Annotated in this window: 12 protein-coding genes and 1 tRNA gene; 11 read left to right on the top strand and 2 right to left on the bottom strand. The window is 46.7% G+C overall.

The features are described from left to right. The first annotated feature begins 8 nt into the window (after positions 1–8). The 8 genes from L1D44_RS16385 to selB all read left to right on the top strand — a co-directional run bounded on the left by L1D44_RS16385 (position 9) and on the right by selB (position 11942). On the top strand, positions 9–1367 hold the full coding sequence (locus L1D44_RS16385; RefSeq protein ID WP_239892353.1) for an SO_0444 family Cu/Zn efflux transporter: 1359 nt from the start codon (positions 9–11) through the stop codon (positions 1365–1367). A 168-nt stretch (positions 1368–1535) separates the two neighbouring features. Continuing rightward, positions 1536–2219 carry a thiol:disulfide interchange protein DsbA/DsbL gene (locus L1D44_RS16380; protein ID WP_220767809.1) on the top strand — a complete coding sequence of 228 codons (684 nt, stop codon included), beginning with the start codon at positions 1536–1538 and terminating at the stop codon, positions 2217–2219. Between the two features lie 703 nt (positions 2220–2922). Further along, positions 2923–5943, top strand: coding sequence for a formate dehydrogenase-N subunit alpha (fdnG, locus tag L1D44_RS16375; protein WP_239892351.1), 3021 nt, complete (start codon positions 2923–2925; stop codon positions 5941–5943). Between the two features lie 2 nt (positions 5944–5945). After that, positions 5946–6848: a formate dehydrogenase subunit beta gene (fdxH, locus tag L1D44_RS16370; RefSeq protein ID WP_239892349.1), complete on the top strand. Its 903-nt coding sequence runs from the start codon at positions 5946–5948 to the stop codon at positions 6846–6848. Between the two features lie 5 nt (positions 6849–6853). Further along, the gene (locus L1D44_RS16365) at positions 6854–7498 is read left to right on the top strand and encodes a formate dehydrogenase subunit gamma (RefSeq protein WP_239892346.1); all 645 of its coding nucleotides are present in this window, start codon (positions 6854–6856) and stop codon (positions 7496–7498) included. A gap of 2 nt (positions 7499–7500) precedes the next feature. Further along, complete coding sequence (fdhE, locus tag L1D44_RS16360) at positions 7501–8484, top strand: formate dehydrogenase accessory protein FdhE (protein ID WP_239892344.1); 984 nt, start codon at positions 7501–7503, stop codon at positions 8482–8484. 108 nt (positions 8485–8592) lie between these two features. Continuing rightward, the gene (selA, locus tag L1D44_RS16355) at positions 8593–10041 is read left to right on the top strand and encodes an L-seryl-tRNA(Sec) selenium transferase (protein WP_239892342.1); all 1449 of its coding nucleotides are present in this window, start codon (positions 8593–8595) and stop codon (positions 10039–10041) included. Next, positions 10038–11942: a selenocysteine-specific translation elongation factor gene (gene selB, locus L1D44_RS16350; protein ID WP_239892340.1), complete on the top strand. Its 1905-nt coding sequence runs from the start codon at positions 10038–10040 to the stop codon at positions 11940–11942. The genes selA and selB overlap by 4 nt, the downstream gene beginning before the upstream one ends. Here the strand turns inward: selB and L1D44_RS16345 are convergent. Further along, positions 11920–12014 (bottom strand) — tRNA-Sec (locus tag L1D44_RS16345). The two genes, selB and L1D44_RS16345, sit on opposite strands and share 23 nt — an antisense overlap. Before the next feature lie 148 nt (positions 12015–12162). Between L1D44_RS16345 and fdhD the strand changes: the two genes are divergently transcribed. The 3 genes from fdhD to yedF all read left to right on the top strand — a co-directional run bounded on the left by fdhD (position 12163) and on the right by yedF (position 14778). Further along, complete coding sequence (gene fdhD, locus L1D44_RS16340) at positions 12163–13026, top strand: formate dehydrogenase accessory sulfurtransferase FdhD (RefSeq protein WP_239892338.1); 864 nt, start codon at positions 12163–12165, stop codon at positions 13024–13026. Between the two features lie 160 nt (positions 13027–13186). Beyond that, entirely contained in the window at positions 13187–14452 is a 1266-nt protein-coding gene (gene yedE, locus L1D44_RS16335; RefSeq protein WP_239892336.1) for a selenium metabolism membrane protein YedE/FdhT, read from the top strand. An 89-nt stretch (positions 14453–14541) separates the two neighbouring features. Beyond that, a complete protein-coding gene (yedF, locus tag L1D44_RS16330) occupies positions 14542–14778 on the top strand; it encodes a sulfurtransferase-like selenium metabolism protein YedF (RefSeq protein WP_239892334.1) in 237 nt (78 codons plus the stop codon). A gap of 235 nt (positions 14779–15013) precedes the next feature. Here the strand turns inward: yedF and L1D44_RS16325 are convergent, their stop codons facing one another. Beyond that, the gene (locus L1D44_RS16325; RefSeq protein WP_028767656.1) at positions 15014–15742 is read right to left on the bottom strand and encodes a YebC/PmpR family DNA-binding transcriptional regulator; all 729 of its coding nucleotides are present in this window, start codon (positions 15740–15742) and stop codon (positions 15014–15016) included. Positions 15743–16427: the final 685 nt, after the last annotated feature.

Raw genomic sequence — 16427 nt, 5'->3', positions numbered from 1 at the left:
AAGTAGTTATGTTATTAGAAAACTTTATTGAGCTGTTTCTAGAGTCAGCTCCCTGGCTTTTGCTCGGCCTAGTACTGGCTGGCATGTTGAAAATGTTCGTGCCTATGGCCTGGATGCAAAAGCAGCTTGGCGGTCACGGCATTAAAACCACAGTTAAGGCAGCGGTACTGGGTGCGCCTCTACCTTTGTGTTCTTGCGGCGTTATTCCTGCGGCGGTGGGKTTACGCCGTAGTGGTGCATCGAAAGCAGCAACTACCTCATTTTTAGTTTCAACTCCAGAGACCGGTGTCGACTCAGTAACAGTATCTTATGTGTTACTCGGGCCATTCATGGCGATTGTGAGGCCAATAGCCGCAGTTGTCAGTGCGATTGTAGCTGGTCTATTAGTCGGGCGAGATGACGATGACGGTAAGCCCGTTGCTAGCGCAGCAGCTAAGCTCGGCTCAGAGCCTCAAGCCGAGCCTGCAACATCTTGTTGTAGTAGCAAACAGACAGCGCCGAAAGCAGAGCCTGTCAGCTCATGTTGTAGCAGTAAAAAGGTCGAGCCTGTAGTAGAAGTTAAGGCTGAAAAAGCCTCTTGCTGCAGTAGTAAAAAAGCTACCGAGATTGTTGAGCCTAAATTGGAAAAACCTTCGTGTTGCTCAAGTAAGGCACCAGCAGTGGTATCAGTAGCAGAAAAGTCATCTTGTTGCAGTAGCAAGAAAGTGGATACTGCGAGTCATGCCCACAAAGGTGACGAAGCTGAAAGCTGCTGTGAATCGACCAGAGATGTGGCAACGGAGCTAAAAGGCACCTCTATTATTAGTCGTATCGGTAAGGGTCTACATTACGCGGCGACCGATCTTGTGCGTGATACTACCGTTTGGTTGTTGATCGGCCTGTTCTTCGCTGCATTGGTACAAACCTACGTGCCAGGTGATTTTATGGCTAAGTGGGGCGATGGTATTTTGGCTATGTTGGTGATGGTACTTATCTCTGTGCCAATGTATATCTGCGCCACGGCATCTACGCCAATCGCAGCGGGACTGCTATTAGCAGGTGTATCTCCCGGTGCAGTATTGGTGTTTATGTTAGCCGGTCCAGCGACCAATATTGCCACCTTAGGTGTGGTGACTAAAGAGCTAGGTAAGCGTGCGCTCTATGGCTACTTAGGCGGCGTATTAGGCGTGGCGCTAGTATCAGGTATATTAGTTAACTACCTAGTCGACACCTTTGGTTTTGTGGTGATGCCTCAAATTGGTGAGCAGCATGAGCTATTGCCTGCCAGTATCGTCTACACCTCGGGTGTTATTTTAGCGATACTGATGGCTAAAGTGTTCCTTGATAAGCTTCCTAAAAATTGGTGGCGTCGAGATTGCTGTTCATAACTAGAATTATACTGATTGGTATTAAACAACCTTTGCAGGGAATTGTTTGATTAGGTAAAAGGCACTCATTTGAGTGCCTTTTTGTTTTTGGGCTAATATGTGATGAGTGCTAGTGATGATCCTAAGTAGCCCGTAATATGGTCAATCACACGAACAAAAGGACCTGTCATGAAAAAACTTCTAGTTAGCCTGTTTCTCACCTTAGCGATGATAGCTTGTTCCGAACCATCTAAACCGGATGCTGGCGGTAACCTTGTTGAAGGATTTGTCGAAGGCGTGCATTACCGTGTGTTAGCGACCCCTATTCCCGTAAGCAGCGATAATATTTCGGTCACCGAGTTTTTTTGGTATGGCTGCCCCCACTGTGAACTGTTTGAAAAGCCGCTGCACAAGTGGGAGCAAACTATGGGCGATGGGGTACAACTGGTACAATCGCCAGCGGTGTGGAATCAGGCGATGAAGTTACATGCCAAGGTGTTTTTTATCGTACAGCAGATGCCAGATAAACAAAAAATCCATACGGCTTTATTTGGAGAGGTGATGGATTTGCGAGAAATTACCGATCTCAAGCAACAGCAATCAAAGTTAGGTCATTTCTTAAATGGTTACGGTTTAACGCAGCAGGAGTTTACCGAGAAGCTTAACTCCGAAGAGATCAAGTCTAAGCTTAAGCAGGCGATGCAGATTATGTCATCGGCCGAGATCCGAAGTACGCCAACCATATTAGTCAATGGCCGCTATATCGTGCTGAATGAATCGGCAACTTCAGCTGAGCAGGTGATGGAAATTGCCAGTTACTTAGTTGAATTGGAAAAAGCTAGGTTGGCCACCTTAAATGCCGGCAAGAGTTAGCGTCATAAATAACGCCGTTATGGTTGAAAACTCACCAACAGTCGAATTGAAAATTTCGAAACAACAAGGTTGATTGGTTGGTGGGGAAAATTTACTCAACGGCAAATCATTCTATTTTTAGGTCTGATAGAACATTGCAGTACATGATGTGGTGGTTTTAGGTGTGCCATATTGTCTAAGCTTGACTGGTTCGCTGCCTAGCATTAAGGCTGTCTGAATCTGTTATTAAAAAGCTGTTATCGGGCTGTCAGTTCCATTACCTATTGCTAGGCGTGCTCTCACGCCTCTTCCTGTTTATCACTCTCTACTTCCCCTTAAATCTATTTAACATCTAATTCGCATTGCCCGTGAGACATAATGTCTTATCTTTGTGGGTCAATATGTCCGATTGTTATTCGTTAGCTAGTTTTGGTGTTTTATTCTGTTTTTGTCTCTATTTTATCACCTTTGCAGCCCTTTGATTTGATTGCTTGTCAGTTTTTAGTGTTTTATTTTGTTGTGATTTTAGTGTGATCTTTGTCGTGTGTTATAAATTGTTCGTATAGATGACTTTGAGGATAATCGGTTCGCGTTAATTAGCCTTTGTTTAGCTTGTTGCTAGTCGTACAGGTTGGACTAAAAGTGGATTAGCGGGAAAACCAAAGCTACGTGCCGAGATGAGTTAGTCGGCCAGAGTAGAAAATACTAATTGTGTGAGGGTTATATGGACAGACGACAGTTTTTTAAACTGTGTGCCTGCGGAGCGACCACATCGGCCATATCAGCATTGGGATTAATGCCCGGTACTGCAATGGCGGCGCCTCGTGAGTATAAGTTGTTGAAAGCAAAAGAGACCCGCAATAACTGCTGTTATTGCTCAGTGGGTTGTGGCTTATTGATGTACAGCTATGGCAGCAATGGGAAAAACGCCGAGAAAGCGATTTTCCACATTGAAGGCGATGCCGACCATCCGGTTAACCGTGGCGCATTATGCCCTAAAGGTGCGGGTCTAGTGGACTATGTGAATAGCCCTAACCGTAACCATTTCCCAGAAGTGCGTGAGGCTGGCTCTAACGAGTGGAAGCGCATCAGTTGGAATGAGGCATTTAGCCGTATCGCCCGTCTAATGAAAGACGATCGCGATGAAAACTTTATTGAAAAAAATAGTGATGGCACCACAGTAAACCGTTGGTTGAGCACAGGCATGATGACTTCATCTGCACAACCAAACGAAGGTGGCTTCATCACTCATAAGTTTGCTCGTTCTCTTGGCCTAGTTGCCATCGACACTATTGCGCGTAACTGACACTCCCCAACGGTAGCAAGTCTTGCTCCAACATTTGGGCGCGGTGCCATGACCAACCACTGGATCGATATTAAGAACTCCAATGTGGTGGTGATCATGGGCGGTAATGCCGCCGAAGCACATCCTGTCGGTTTTGGTTGGGTTACAGAAGCCATGGAACACAATAACGCCAAGTTGGTGGTTGTGGATCCACGCTTTAACCGCAGTGCAGCATTAGCTGACTGTTATGCACCACTTCGTAGTGGTACTGATATCGCATTCCTTTTGGGTCTATGTCGATACCTCATTGATACTAAACAAGTTAACTACGAATATGTCAAAGCGTATACCAACGCGAGTTACATAGTACGTGAAGATTTCGAATTCAATGAAGGCCTATTTAGTGGTTTTGATGAGAATAGCCGCAGCTACGACAAAGAAACTTGGTACTACGAATTAGATGAAGATGGTTACGCCAAAGTTGATGAAACCTACGAGCATCCTCGCTGTGTGTGGAACCTACTAAAGAAACATGTGGATCGTTACGACTTCGAGACTGTCAGTAACATTACCGGCACGCCAGTTGAAGACTATGAGAAGGTTTGTGCGCTTATCGGTAGCACACACACTCACAATCGAGTGGCGACCTTCATGTACGCGCTAGGCTGGACTCACCACACTAAAGGCGCACAGAACATCCGTTCTATGGCATTAGTGCAGTTACTGTTAGGTAATATTGGCGTGTTAGGCGGTGGTGTCAACGCACTACGTGGTCACTCGAACGTACAGGGCGCAACCGACATGGGTCTGCTATGTCAGAACCTGCCAGGTTACTTAAAGCTACCAAATGACAAGGATACAGACTTAGCGACATACCTAGATAACTATACGCCTAAGGCGTTGCGTCCAGGCCAAACAAACTATTGGTCTAACTATCCGAAGTTCTTTATCTCGCAGATGAAGAGTTTCTGGGGGGAGCATGCAACTGCTGCTAATAGCTTTGGTTATGACTGGTTACCTAAGTGGGACTTACAGTACGACTACACCAAGCACATCGACATGATGTACAAGGGCCAAGTTAATGGTTACTTCGTGCAAGGGGTTAACGCGATTAACTCTATGCCAAACCGTAACAAGACCTTAGCAGCATTATGTAAGCTTAAGTACTTGGTTGTCATGGATCCATTGGCGACAGAGACCTCATTATTCTGGCAAAAAGCCGGTGAGTTCAACGATGTGCAGCCAAGCGAAATTCAAACAGAAGTATTCCGCCTGCCGACAACGTTATTTGCTGAAGAAGAAGGCTGTATCGTTAACTCGGGGCGCTGGATGCAGTGGCACTGGAAGGGCGCGAACCCGCCGGGTGAGTCTAAGCCAGATGCTGAGATCCTATCGGGGATCTTGATGAAGCTGCGTGAGCTCTATAAAGCCGAAGGCGGTGTGTTACCTGAGCCAATTGAAGCGGTTAACTGGGCTGGTTATCACGATCCACACTTCCCACATGGCGAAGAGGTGGCAAAAGAGCTGAACGGTATCGACCTTAAAACAGGCAAGCAGCTCGATAGCTTTAGTCAGTTAAAAGATGACGGTAGTACCTCATGTGGTTGTTGGATCTATTCGGGCTGTTGGACCGAAGAGGGCAACATGATGGCGCGTCGTGATAATTCCGATACCTCAGGTAAGGGGATTACCCCTGGTTGGGCATTTGCTTGGCCACAAAACCGTCGCGTGCTGTATAACCGCGCATCCTGCGATGTGAACGGTAAGCCTTGGGATCCAAAACGAATGATCCTTGAGTGGGATCAGGGTAAATGGCATGGCATCGATGTGGGCGACTTCAATATGAAGTTACCGCCACAAGAGTCGGCGCACCCATTCATTATGCAGCCTGAAGGTGTAGGGCGTTTCTTCTCGCTAAAAATGCTAGCGGAGGGACCATTCCCTGAGCATTACGAGCCAATGGAATCGCCAATTGGCACTAACCCATTGCACCCGAATGTGATCAGTAACCCTGCGGTACGTTTGTTAGAAGGCGTTCAAGAAACTTTAGGTTCACATAAGGAGTTCCCTTATGTGTGTACCACCTACTCGTTAACTGAACACTTCAACTTCTGGACCATTCACTGTCGTCTAGCGGCTATCTCTATGCCTGAAACCTTTGTTGAGCTGGATGAAATTCTAGCAGCACAGAAGGGCATTGCTAACGGCGACTGGGTTCGAGTCAGCTCTAAGCGCGGTAGCTTGCTAACTAAAGCACTAGTGACTAAGCGTCTACAGCCACTCAAGGTTCACGGCCAGATGGTGCATACGGTTGGCTTGCCTCGTCATGGCGGTCATAGCGGGTTAACCCGCAGAAGTTACAGCTGTAACGTACTGACCACGGAAGTGGGTGATGCTAATACTCAGGTGCCTGAGTTCAAGGCATTCCTTGTGGATATCACTAAGGCTGAGGGAGTGTAATCATGTCTTCTCAAGATATTATTTTAAGCTCTGGCACATCAGAGCTCACCCCTGCAGCGCAGGTACGCCGCAAGTTAAGCAAGGTCGCCAAGTTATTCGATGCGACTAAGTGCAACGGTTGTAAGGCATGTCAGGTGTCTTGTTCAGAATGGAACGACCTTAGAGCGCCAATTGGTAGTTTCCAAGGGAGTTACCAAAACCCAATGGATCTGTCTTCTGAGTGCTGGACACTGATGAAGTACAACGAAGTTGAAGAGAACAACCAATTGCGTTGGCGTTTTACTCACAACGCATGTATGCACTGTGACGATCCTGCTTGCTTAACGGCTTGCTCTACCAAAGGTGCCATCGTTCAACGGGCTAACGGCGTAGTCGATTTTGACTCCGATAAGTGTACAGGTTGTGGCTACTGCGTATCGGCTTGTCCGTTCGATGTACCAAGACTCGATCCTATCGATCAAAAGGCCTACAAGTGCAGCATGTGTTCAGACCGCCTGCAAGTGGGTCAAGAGCCTGCATGTGTGAAGTCTTGTGTTACTGGTGCGCTGAAGTTTGGTACCCGTGAAGACATGTTGTTTATCGCAGATCTTAGAATCAAAGAGCTGCATAAACGAGGCTTTGTTAATGCAGGTCTATACAACCCAGAGGGTGTGGGTGGTACAGGCATGATGATGATCTTGCATGATGTTAGCAAGCCGCAAGACTACGGTTTACCTGCCGATCCGAAAACGAGCGTGCCGGTGAAGCTCTGGCAAGACGTGGTTAAGCCGCTGGGTACCGCGGGTATTCTCGCAACCGTGGCGGTGGCCTGTCTACACCGTATCACTGTGGGGCGTAACATCGTTGAAGAAGATGAGCCAGCAGCGTTTGACCACACTCACTCAGATAAGTCAGATAAGGAGTAACGCTCATGCATAAGCAGAATATGATTTTGCGTCATAAGTTGTTCGACCGCATCTGTCACTGGTTTGTGGTTGCCGCTGGTTTGGTGACGTTCCTAACAGGCTTTGCCTTTTTCTTCCCATCATTTCAATGGTTGGGTTCGATTGCAGGTACACCACAGATGGCGCGTTTCGTTCATCCGATTGCCGGTTTGCTGATGTGCTTACCGTTAATGCTGATGCTCGTGCGCTATTACCACCATAACAAGTGGGAAAAGAATGACCTGACATGGATGTTAGCCATTAAGGATGTGATGTTCGAGAACGAGGACAAGATCCCAGCTATCGGCCATTACAACCCAGGTCAAAAAGTGCTGTTTCGTACCTTCGTGGTGACCTCAATCGCTTTGACGATTACGGGTTTCATGATGTGGCAGCCTTACTTTGCCTCTTATTTTGAAGCAAGCACTATCCAGTGGGCTATTTTGATTCATGCAATCTGCGCAGTGATCATGTTGATCTTTGTGATTGTGCATTTCTGGATGGCAACGTGGGTGGAAGGATCGGTTGCAGGCATGTTGTACGGCTATGTGTCGCGGGCGTGGTGTAAGAAGCATCACCCTAACATGCTAAATGATCCTGAATTAAAGACTAAAAAGCAGGAAAAACACTAATTATGAGCACAGCAATACTCGACGCTGAGAAAATCTCTGGCCAGTCATTGGATATTAAGACCGTGATCCCAGCAGACCCCAAAGCCGTTTATCAATTTAGAGCACAGCGACTCGTTGAGCTAGCCGAGGAGTCTGGATTAGCAGAATACTTCGGCTTACTCGAGCAGTTAGTGATTGCTCAACAAAAGGTATCGGCACTCTATGGTGAGGCGGCAAAGAGCTGCTTTGGTCCAAAGCCAAAGCTAGATCTAAGCCAAGATAAGCCGATGGCGCAGCAGCACTTTGAGTGGGGCAACTATTGGCAGTCGGTATTGCTGGAGCTGATTAGTGAGTTAATGCCAAAAGTCAGCACCGACTTACACTTAGTGCTAAAGGAGTTAGCTAAGGCTAGAGCCGATGTGTTGCAAGGTTATGCCAAGTCTATGCTTAGCGGACGCTTTGCCGAAGTACCAGCGCAGTACAGCCTATTTATCTGGGCTGCACTGTCGGTGTACTGGTCACATTGGGCGGTAGAGGTGGCACAAGGATTAGCGGACGCGGCAGAGGCCCACAAACGATTATGTCCCGTTTGTGGAAGTCACCCTGTAGGCAGCGTGATCAAGGAAGAGCCACGTGCTGGACTGCGTTACCTGCATTGCAGCTTGTGTGAAACCGAGTGGCATGAAGTGCGTGCCGAGTGCACATCATGTGGTGAAAGCAAGGGCGTGTTTCTGTGGGCTGAAACTGAAACCAATGCCGCAATTCGCGTTGAAAGCTGCGATACCTGTATGGGGTACACCAAGATGTTCTTTACCGACATCAACCCAAGGCTGGAAGTCGCCGCAGACGATTTGGCGACTCTGGTGATGGATAGCCACCTCGTTGAGCAGGGATACAGCGCAACTACGGTGAATCCGCTGCTTCTGGCCCATGAGCAGGAGCCTCAGCTTGATGGAGAGCTTCAGCCAAGTGAAAAGCCTCAGCCAAAAGTCGGTGATATCCACTAGCTAGCTTTACAAACAGCTAGTAAGCAAGCCAACCAAGAGCCGCATTTCGGTGTGGCTCTTTTATTAAATCGATTCAATAAAATAACTAACACAACCAGACAAAGACCTATGACTAAAGCTATCAACTCTACTCAAGCGCTATACCGTTGTTTACCAGCAATGGACAGCTTGCTACTGATACCTCAAGTGATGAGTTTTATCGACCAGCAGGGGAAGCCCTGGGTTAAATCCCTACTGGCACAAATGCTTCAAGATGCACGCCAGCAAATAGCAACGAGCCAAAGCTTGCCAAGCTGGTGCTTGGACTTAAGCCACGTCGCTGAAGAGTTAGCTGGTCGTATTGTTTGTGCTCAGCGCCAAAGTATGTCCCCAGTTATCAACTTAACTGGCACCATATTACACACCAACCTTGGGCGATCGCAGATGTGTGAAGCGGCGATTGATGCGGTAACTAAGGTGATGCGCAGCCCAGTGCCGCTTGAGTTTGATATGGGCCAGGGAAAACGCGGCCACCGTGACAGCGCAATCTCAGCATTGATTCATGAGCTAACGGGCGCAGACAGTTGCTGCATCGTCAATAATAACGCTGCCGCCGTGCTGCTTATGCTTGCCGCAACTTCGGCGGGTAAAGAAGTTATTGTCTCTCGTGGTGAGCTGGTGGAGATCGGCGGTGCGTTTCGTATTCCCGACATCATGGCGCAGGCGGGGTGTAAGCTGGTGGAGGTGGGCTGCACTAACCGTACCCATCTTAAAGATTACGCCGCAGCGATTAGTGAAAATACCGCCGCAATTATGAAGGTGCACACCAGTAACTATCATATCTCTGGTTTTACCAAGGCCACCGAAGAGGCCGAGCTCGCTGCATTATGTAAAGCACGCGGCATCGCGTTAATTTCAGACCTTGGTAGCGGTGCACTCACAGATTTATCACGCTTTGGTCTGTCAAAAGAGCCAATGCCGCAGCAGATGCTTAGCGATGGCGTCAATCTAGTGAGCTTCTCAGGTGACAAACTGCTCGGCGGGCCGCAAGCGGGCTTAGTGGTCGGCGATGGCGAGTTAATCGCTAAGTTGCAAGCTCATCCACTTAAACGCGCACTACGCTGCGATAAAATGACCTTGGCAGCACTCGAAGCCACGCTTATGCAGTATCGCAATCCTCAGGCGCTAGATACTCAGTTACCCATCTTTAGAAAGTTATCAAGGCCACAGGCTGAACTTGAACAGCTTGCGCACCAGTTAGTGGCTGCTTGTACCCCTTTTTATCCCCTATTTGAAGTGAGATCACAGGCTAGTCAAACTCAAGTCGGAAGTGGCTCTCAGCCGGATGTGTTGCTGGATTCGGTATCAGTTTGCTTTATTGCGAAACCAGGCAGTCAACTAAGCCTACAGCAACTCGATAGCCACTTTAAAGCGGCCGAGATCCCGATCATCGGCCGCATTACTGCCAATCAGCTTTGGCTCGATCTACGTGGCAGCGATAACGACCAGCAGCTAGCGCGGGTATTGACGCAGGTAGGTAAGACGATCGCAGCGATGAGCTTGGGAGGCAGCCAATGATTATCGTTACCGCAGGCCATGTGGATCACGGCAAAACCAGCTTAATTCAAGCGCTAACAGGCACTGATGCCGACCGTTTACCGGAAGAGAAACAGCGCGGCATGACCATAGAGTTAGGCTATGCCTTTATGGATTTAGTCGATGGTGAGCGTCTAGCCTTTGTTGATGTGCCGGGTCATAGCAAGTTTATTAATACCATGTTGGCTGGGGTAAGCTGCGCCAAACATGCGCTATTGATCATCGCCTGTGACGATGGCGTGATGCCACAAACCCACGAGCATTTAGCCATCTTGCAGCTGCTTAATCTTGAGCACTTAATCGTGGTGCTTACCAAGCAAGATAAGGTCGACAGCGAACGTGTTGAAATGCTCAAGCTTGAGGTGGCTGAGCTATTGGCAAAACATCAAAGGCAAACTGATATCTATGTGGTATCTGCGCAAACCGGCGTTGGCATTGATGAGCTAAACCTTGCTATTAGACAGCTGGCCGAAGCCCAAACCAAAACGCTAAATCAGGTAAGCCCAGAGTCTAGCTTTCGCATGGCGATCGATAGAGCCTTCAGCGTGAAAGGAGCCGGTCTCGTCGTCACCGGGACTGTGATTAGTGGCCAAGTGAGTCAGGGACAAAACCTCTATCTTTCGGGGCAGCGCAAACCAGTAAAAGTTAGGACACTACATAGCCAAGGCCGCTTGAGTGAGCAGGCACATCATTGCCAACGCGTGGCGCTAAATCTAACTGGAGTTGACCAGCATCGCGGCGCTCTGCGCGGCGATTGGTTAACCGCGCTAGAGCCGATAGCCCCACCTAAGGTGATTTGTGGCGTATTTGAATCCTGCTCTTCATTCAAGCATTGGCAAAGCGTACAAGTGCACCTAGGTAATAGCCATACCACGGCGCGTATAGGCTTGTTGCAGAGTCTTGCTGATGGTAAGGCCTTGGTGGAGTTGCAGTGTGAGCTGGCACTTCATTGTGTGGAACAAGACCGAATCATAGTGCGAGACGCAGCAGCAAGAACCACGCTAGGTGCGCTGCGAGTGCTAGATATCAATCCACCAAAACGCGGCAAGCGTAGCCCTGAGCGTTTGGCTTATTTAGAAGCATTAACAGAGTGCACTTCAGTAAAAAGCAGCTTACAGGTTCAAATGCAGAATCACTGCATTGAGAAGTCTGGCTTCATGTGGGCTAATCAGTTAACAGAGCAAGCTCCGCTATTAGCAGATAGGCGTCTGCTAGAGCTTGATGGTTACCTGCTATCTCATACATTAAAGCAGCATATTGAAACTCAGCTATTAACCCTAGTGGAAGATTATCATCAGGCATCCCCAGAGCTGCTTGGTCTAAGCATTAACCGTCTACAGCGCATGACCCATGGGCAATACCCTTTGCCAGTGTTACTCAAACTGACCGACAGTTTGCGTGAGCAGCAACAGCTACAGAGCACCCGCGGCCTGTTGCACCTGCCGAGACATAGCTTGAGCTTGTCGGAGCATGAGCAACAGCTCTGGCTCAGTATTAAACAATTGATGTTGGCAGCAAATGGTCCGCTATGGTCATCGGATCTGGCTAAGCAGCTTAATGTAGAGCTCACAAGCATACGGCCACTGTGCCGTAAGCTGATTCAATTAGGTTACTTATCCGCCATTATTAAAGACCGCTTTATGTTAACTGAACGCCTTTATTTTTACGCGGATGTTATTAGGCAGCAAATTAATATTCGTGGCGAAATAAAAACGGCTGATTTTAATTCAATGATTAAGTTAGGCCGCAAGGCCAGTATTCAATTGTTGGAGTTTTATGATCGCAGTGGATTAACGTGGAGAAAGAAAAAGGATAATTCGAGAGTCATTCGAGATGGCAGCATATTTATAACGAGTGATTTGGCGGAAGAACATAGGAGTTGAACCTACCCGGGACTGCTGGCAGCCCCACCTGGATTTGAAATCCAGACGTTTCACCGGAAACGACGTTCTTCCGTATCACTTTCGGAGATAATAGATAATTGTGTTTGGCTAAACAATATCGGTCGATTTCAAACTTTATTAAATGTGAATCTAAATACCATTTATCGATATTGATATCGCTGAGTGGGACATTATTTACCAGGACAAATGGAACAGCGCTATGACGGAACTTGTGTGTGGCTTAAATAATATTACCGAGCAGACTTCAGTCACTTGTTTTCGTAATGACAGAGAACAAGTATTAATAGAAACGGTAGCGAAAGAAGTGAGAGTCGCGCTGATCTATAATGGTATTTCTCATGTGGTGATGATGGCCTGTCCAACGGCATTAAAAGAGTTCGCCATTGGCTTTAGTTTGTCTGAATCCATTATCGAAAGCGTACGCGATATCCGTTCTATTGAGATTGAAACCATTGCCACTGGTGTGCTGGTACATATAGAAGTGTCTCAACGCTGTTTTATGCAGTTAAAAGCGCATCGCCGTAGTCTTGCCGGGCGCACAGGCTGTGGCCTTTGCGGCATAGAACAGATAGAGCAAACGGTTAAACCGATTGTAAAAGTCACAGGGGATGAAAAGTTTAATCTAAACAGTTTAAAAACAGCCCTAGGTAACCTGCATAAGCATCAAAGTGCATTTAATTTGACCGGTGCCACACATGCGGCTGCCATGTTGTCGGCAGAAGGTGATATTATGTGCTGCTTCGAAGATGTTGGTCGCCATGTGGCCCTCGATAAATTAATTGGTCATATCAGCTTTGATAATCAGACTCGTCAGTCGGCCTTGTTATTAACCAGTCGAGCTAGTTTTGAAATGGTACAAAAAGCCGCCATTTCAAATATTAGTATTATATTTGCAATTTCTTCTGCAACTTCGTTAGCGATTGATATCGCGAACAGGTCGAATATTACCTTGGTTGGGTTTTGTCGTGAAAATAGAGTGACAATTTATACCCACCCTGAAAGGTTGTATTTATGTAATAAAACACTAAGTAATGTTGAAAATAATAGCTTGGCTGTAATCTAGTTAAGTGTGTTATCTCAGTGATTAATGTGTTTTAACTTTTGGCCCTTAAATTATTTACTTAGATTAAGGGCTGCATTTAAGTGCTTAATTTAAGCGTTTGACTCAATTGCTTAAATTAAGTGTTTTATTTAATTCTCATGTTAGTTGGTAAAGTTTAAATATGTGGTTAACGTTTAAAAATCAGTTTTTTATTAAATTCTGGTCGCCTTTTGCCGCCGTTATTGCGGCAGGTATTTTGTCGACCTATTTTTTTGGTCTTACCGGTTCACTTTGGGCGGTAACGGGGGAGTTTACTCGTTGGGGGGGGCATATCTTGCAATGGTTCGGCGCTGAGCCTGAGTCATGGCAGTACTTTAAGATTATCGGCCTTAATGGCACCCCACTGGATCGCGTTGGCGGCGTGATGATTATCGGTATGTTTGGTGGGTGTTTGGCTGCGGTATTATGGGCCAACAACATGAAGCTGCGTATGCCAAGCTCCAAAAAGCGTATTGCACAGGCACTAATTGGCGGCATGATCGCAGGCTTTGGTGCGCGTTTGGCAATGGGATGCAACTTAGCGGCCTTCTTCACTGGTATTCCACAGTTTACGCTACATGCATGGATCTTTGCCTTTGCCGCAGCGGCAGGCACCTATATTGGCGCTAAGATCACCTTGCTACCGTTTTTCCGCTCAACCGCCACGCTGAAAGTGGGTGGCTTGAAGCAAGTTGCTAAACCCAATCCTAATCAAGTACAAAATCGCTTTCGCTTAGGCTGGGTAGTGTTTGCAGCCATGATCGCGGGTTCACTCTATATCATGCAAAACTCAACCAAGCTGGGTATTGCCATGTTCATGGGGATTATCTTTGGTTTATTGATTGAACGGGCGCAGATCTGCTTTACCTCGGCATTTAGAGACATGTGGATAACAGGCCGCACCCATATGGCTAAGGCGATTATCTTAGGCATGGCGGTGAGTGTTATCGGTATTTACAGCTATGTGCAGCTAGGCATGCCCCCCAAAACCCTATGGGCCGGCCCGAATGCGGTGATTGGTGGCTTATTATTTGGTATCGGTATTGTGATTGCTGGTGGCTGTGAAACAGGCTGGATGTACCGTGCCTTAGAAGGTCAGGTGCACTTTTGGTGGGTGGGTATTGGTAATATCCTTGGTGCAACGATATTAGCCTACTACTGGGATGTGGTGGCAGCGCCATTGGCGACTAGCTGGGATAAGGTCAACCTATTGGATGTGTTTGGGCCACTAGGGGGCTTAGGTGTGACTTATCTATTACTGGGCTTATCCTTTGTGCTGATTTTAGTCTGGGAGCAACGCTTCTTTAATAAGCAAAAGAGTGAGCAACAAGCGCTGGCTGCAAAGCTTGCTGAGTTAAAGGTAGCGCCTGTGGTGACAGGTACAGTAACGTCAGCCACTCAAGCTTAAAATACTCGTTTAAAAAATAATGAATTGATTCTATTTGTTTTATATTCGGCTCAAGCCCGTTGAGCCGACGTTTTGCTGAGGAGTATAGTATGACAGCATCTATCGTACCCGATTACAATTTAGAGATTTACGGTGAGCCTTGTCCTTATCCTGCGGTTGCTACGCTTGAAGCGATGCAGTCACTTAAAGCGGGTGAAGTATTGGAAGTGATCACCGACTGCTCGCAGTCGATTAATAACATTCCTAATGATGCCAAGAACCATGGTTACGAAGTATTAGACATTAGCCAACAGGGCGTCATGCTACGTTATTTGCTTAAGAAGTAGCTTAAGAAATAAGTTAAAAGCAAAGCTCAAATGATGCCGCTAATATCAAGAGCGGCACGGTTACGAGGTTATCTACTATATATTAGACATTAGCCAACAGGGCGTCATGCTACGTTACTTGCTTAAGAAATAGCTTAAGAAGTAGTTGGCTCGGGTAGTCACGAGTAATAAAAAAGGCACTCAATGAGTGCCTTTTTTGCTGATTAGCGTTTTGCTAGTCATTAAAATTTAAAGGTTACTGTGGAAGTTCTGCGTTGTGGTAAACGTTCTGTACGTCGTCACAATCTTCAAGTGCAGCAAGGAACTTCTCAAACTGCTCAACTTCTTCAGGATCGGTGATAGCAGTCATAGTCTGCGGCACGAACGTAATCTCTTCCATTACATAGTCAGTGTCTTCCGGTAGCTCAGCCGCTAATGCGGTTTTTACTTTGAAGAACTCTGTGTGTGGTGCATAGACACTGATCATACCATCTTCAAGCTCAACGTCTGTTACATCAACGTCAGCCATCATTAGCATTTCAAGGATGGCATCTTCGTCATCGCCTGCAAATACGAATACGGCTTGATGATCGAACATGTGGCCAACAGTACCCGGGCCACCTAATTTTGCATCGTTTTTAACGAATGCTTGACGAACTTCGGTAAAAGTACGCTTGCCGTTGTCTGTTAGACAGTCTGCAATCACCATACAACCGCCAGGACCAAAACCTTCATAACGTGCAGTTTCGTAGTCTTCGCCACCACCGCCTTTGGCTTTATCAATTGCGCGCTCAATAACGTGTGCTGGCACTTGATCTTTCTTAGCCTTGTTAATCATTTGACGAAGTGCAAGGTTGCCATCGGGATCGAAACCACCATTCTTGGCACAAACATAGATCTCTTTTCCGTATCTAGAATAGAGTCTCGTTTTTTGCCCAGCAGTTTTCGCCATGGATTCTTTGCGGTTTTGGTATGCTCTGCCCATCTTGATCTTTCTCACTAAGCTTCAAAAATTGCCAGCAATGTTAGCAGCTTTATCAAAACAAATCAGGTACAGGCCTTTAAAAATGCTAAACGCTGCTAATAATTTTGTTTTATAGCAGTAACTATGTAGCTAAAAGCAGGCTAGCTTAGTGCTTTATCTCGTCTCAGCCGCTGTAGTGCGCTATTGGTTAAAGGTTTCTATAAGCGTTTCTATAGTTTGCTTGGCAAGTAGCGGCGGAGTGCGACCAAAGTCATGGAGGGCATAAACTGTATGGAGCGGGCATTGCTCGTCGGTATGAGCATAGAGTCGCGGCTAGTCTTTTGCTTTGATCTAACAGCCTTGCTCATTTTTGTGGCGAGTTTGTTGGTACTGAAGCCTAAGCATTTTTGGCAAACCTTATTGTTCAATGCGAACGCAAGAAAATAGTTGTGCTAAGTTAGTTGATGATGAGTTTGAAGTGTTAGGCTAGCTGTTACATTTATTATAATTTTACTGTCGAATATTTATGAGTGTGGGTCTAGTTCACTTTTTACAGTTGACTCACACTTAATTTATTGTCGTTTCACTCATTTATTTTAAGTAACCCCAGTTTTACCGTATGACGCCTGCTTAATTAATCCTTAATCGCTGGCTGTTACTTATTGTTACTCTTGGTTTTTAATTACTACACCCTCAATGTTTGTAT

It is taken from the genome of Shewanella sp. Isolate13, from assembly GCF_022398325.1.
GTDB lineage: Bacteria > Pseudomonadota > Gammaproteobacteria > Enterobacterales > Shewanellaceae > Shewanella.
The sequence above is the reverse complement of the archived record's forward strand: the minus strand, read 5'-3'. Positions and strand labels throughout refer to the sequence as shown.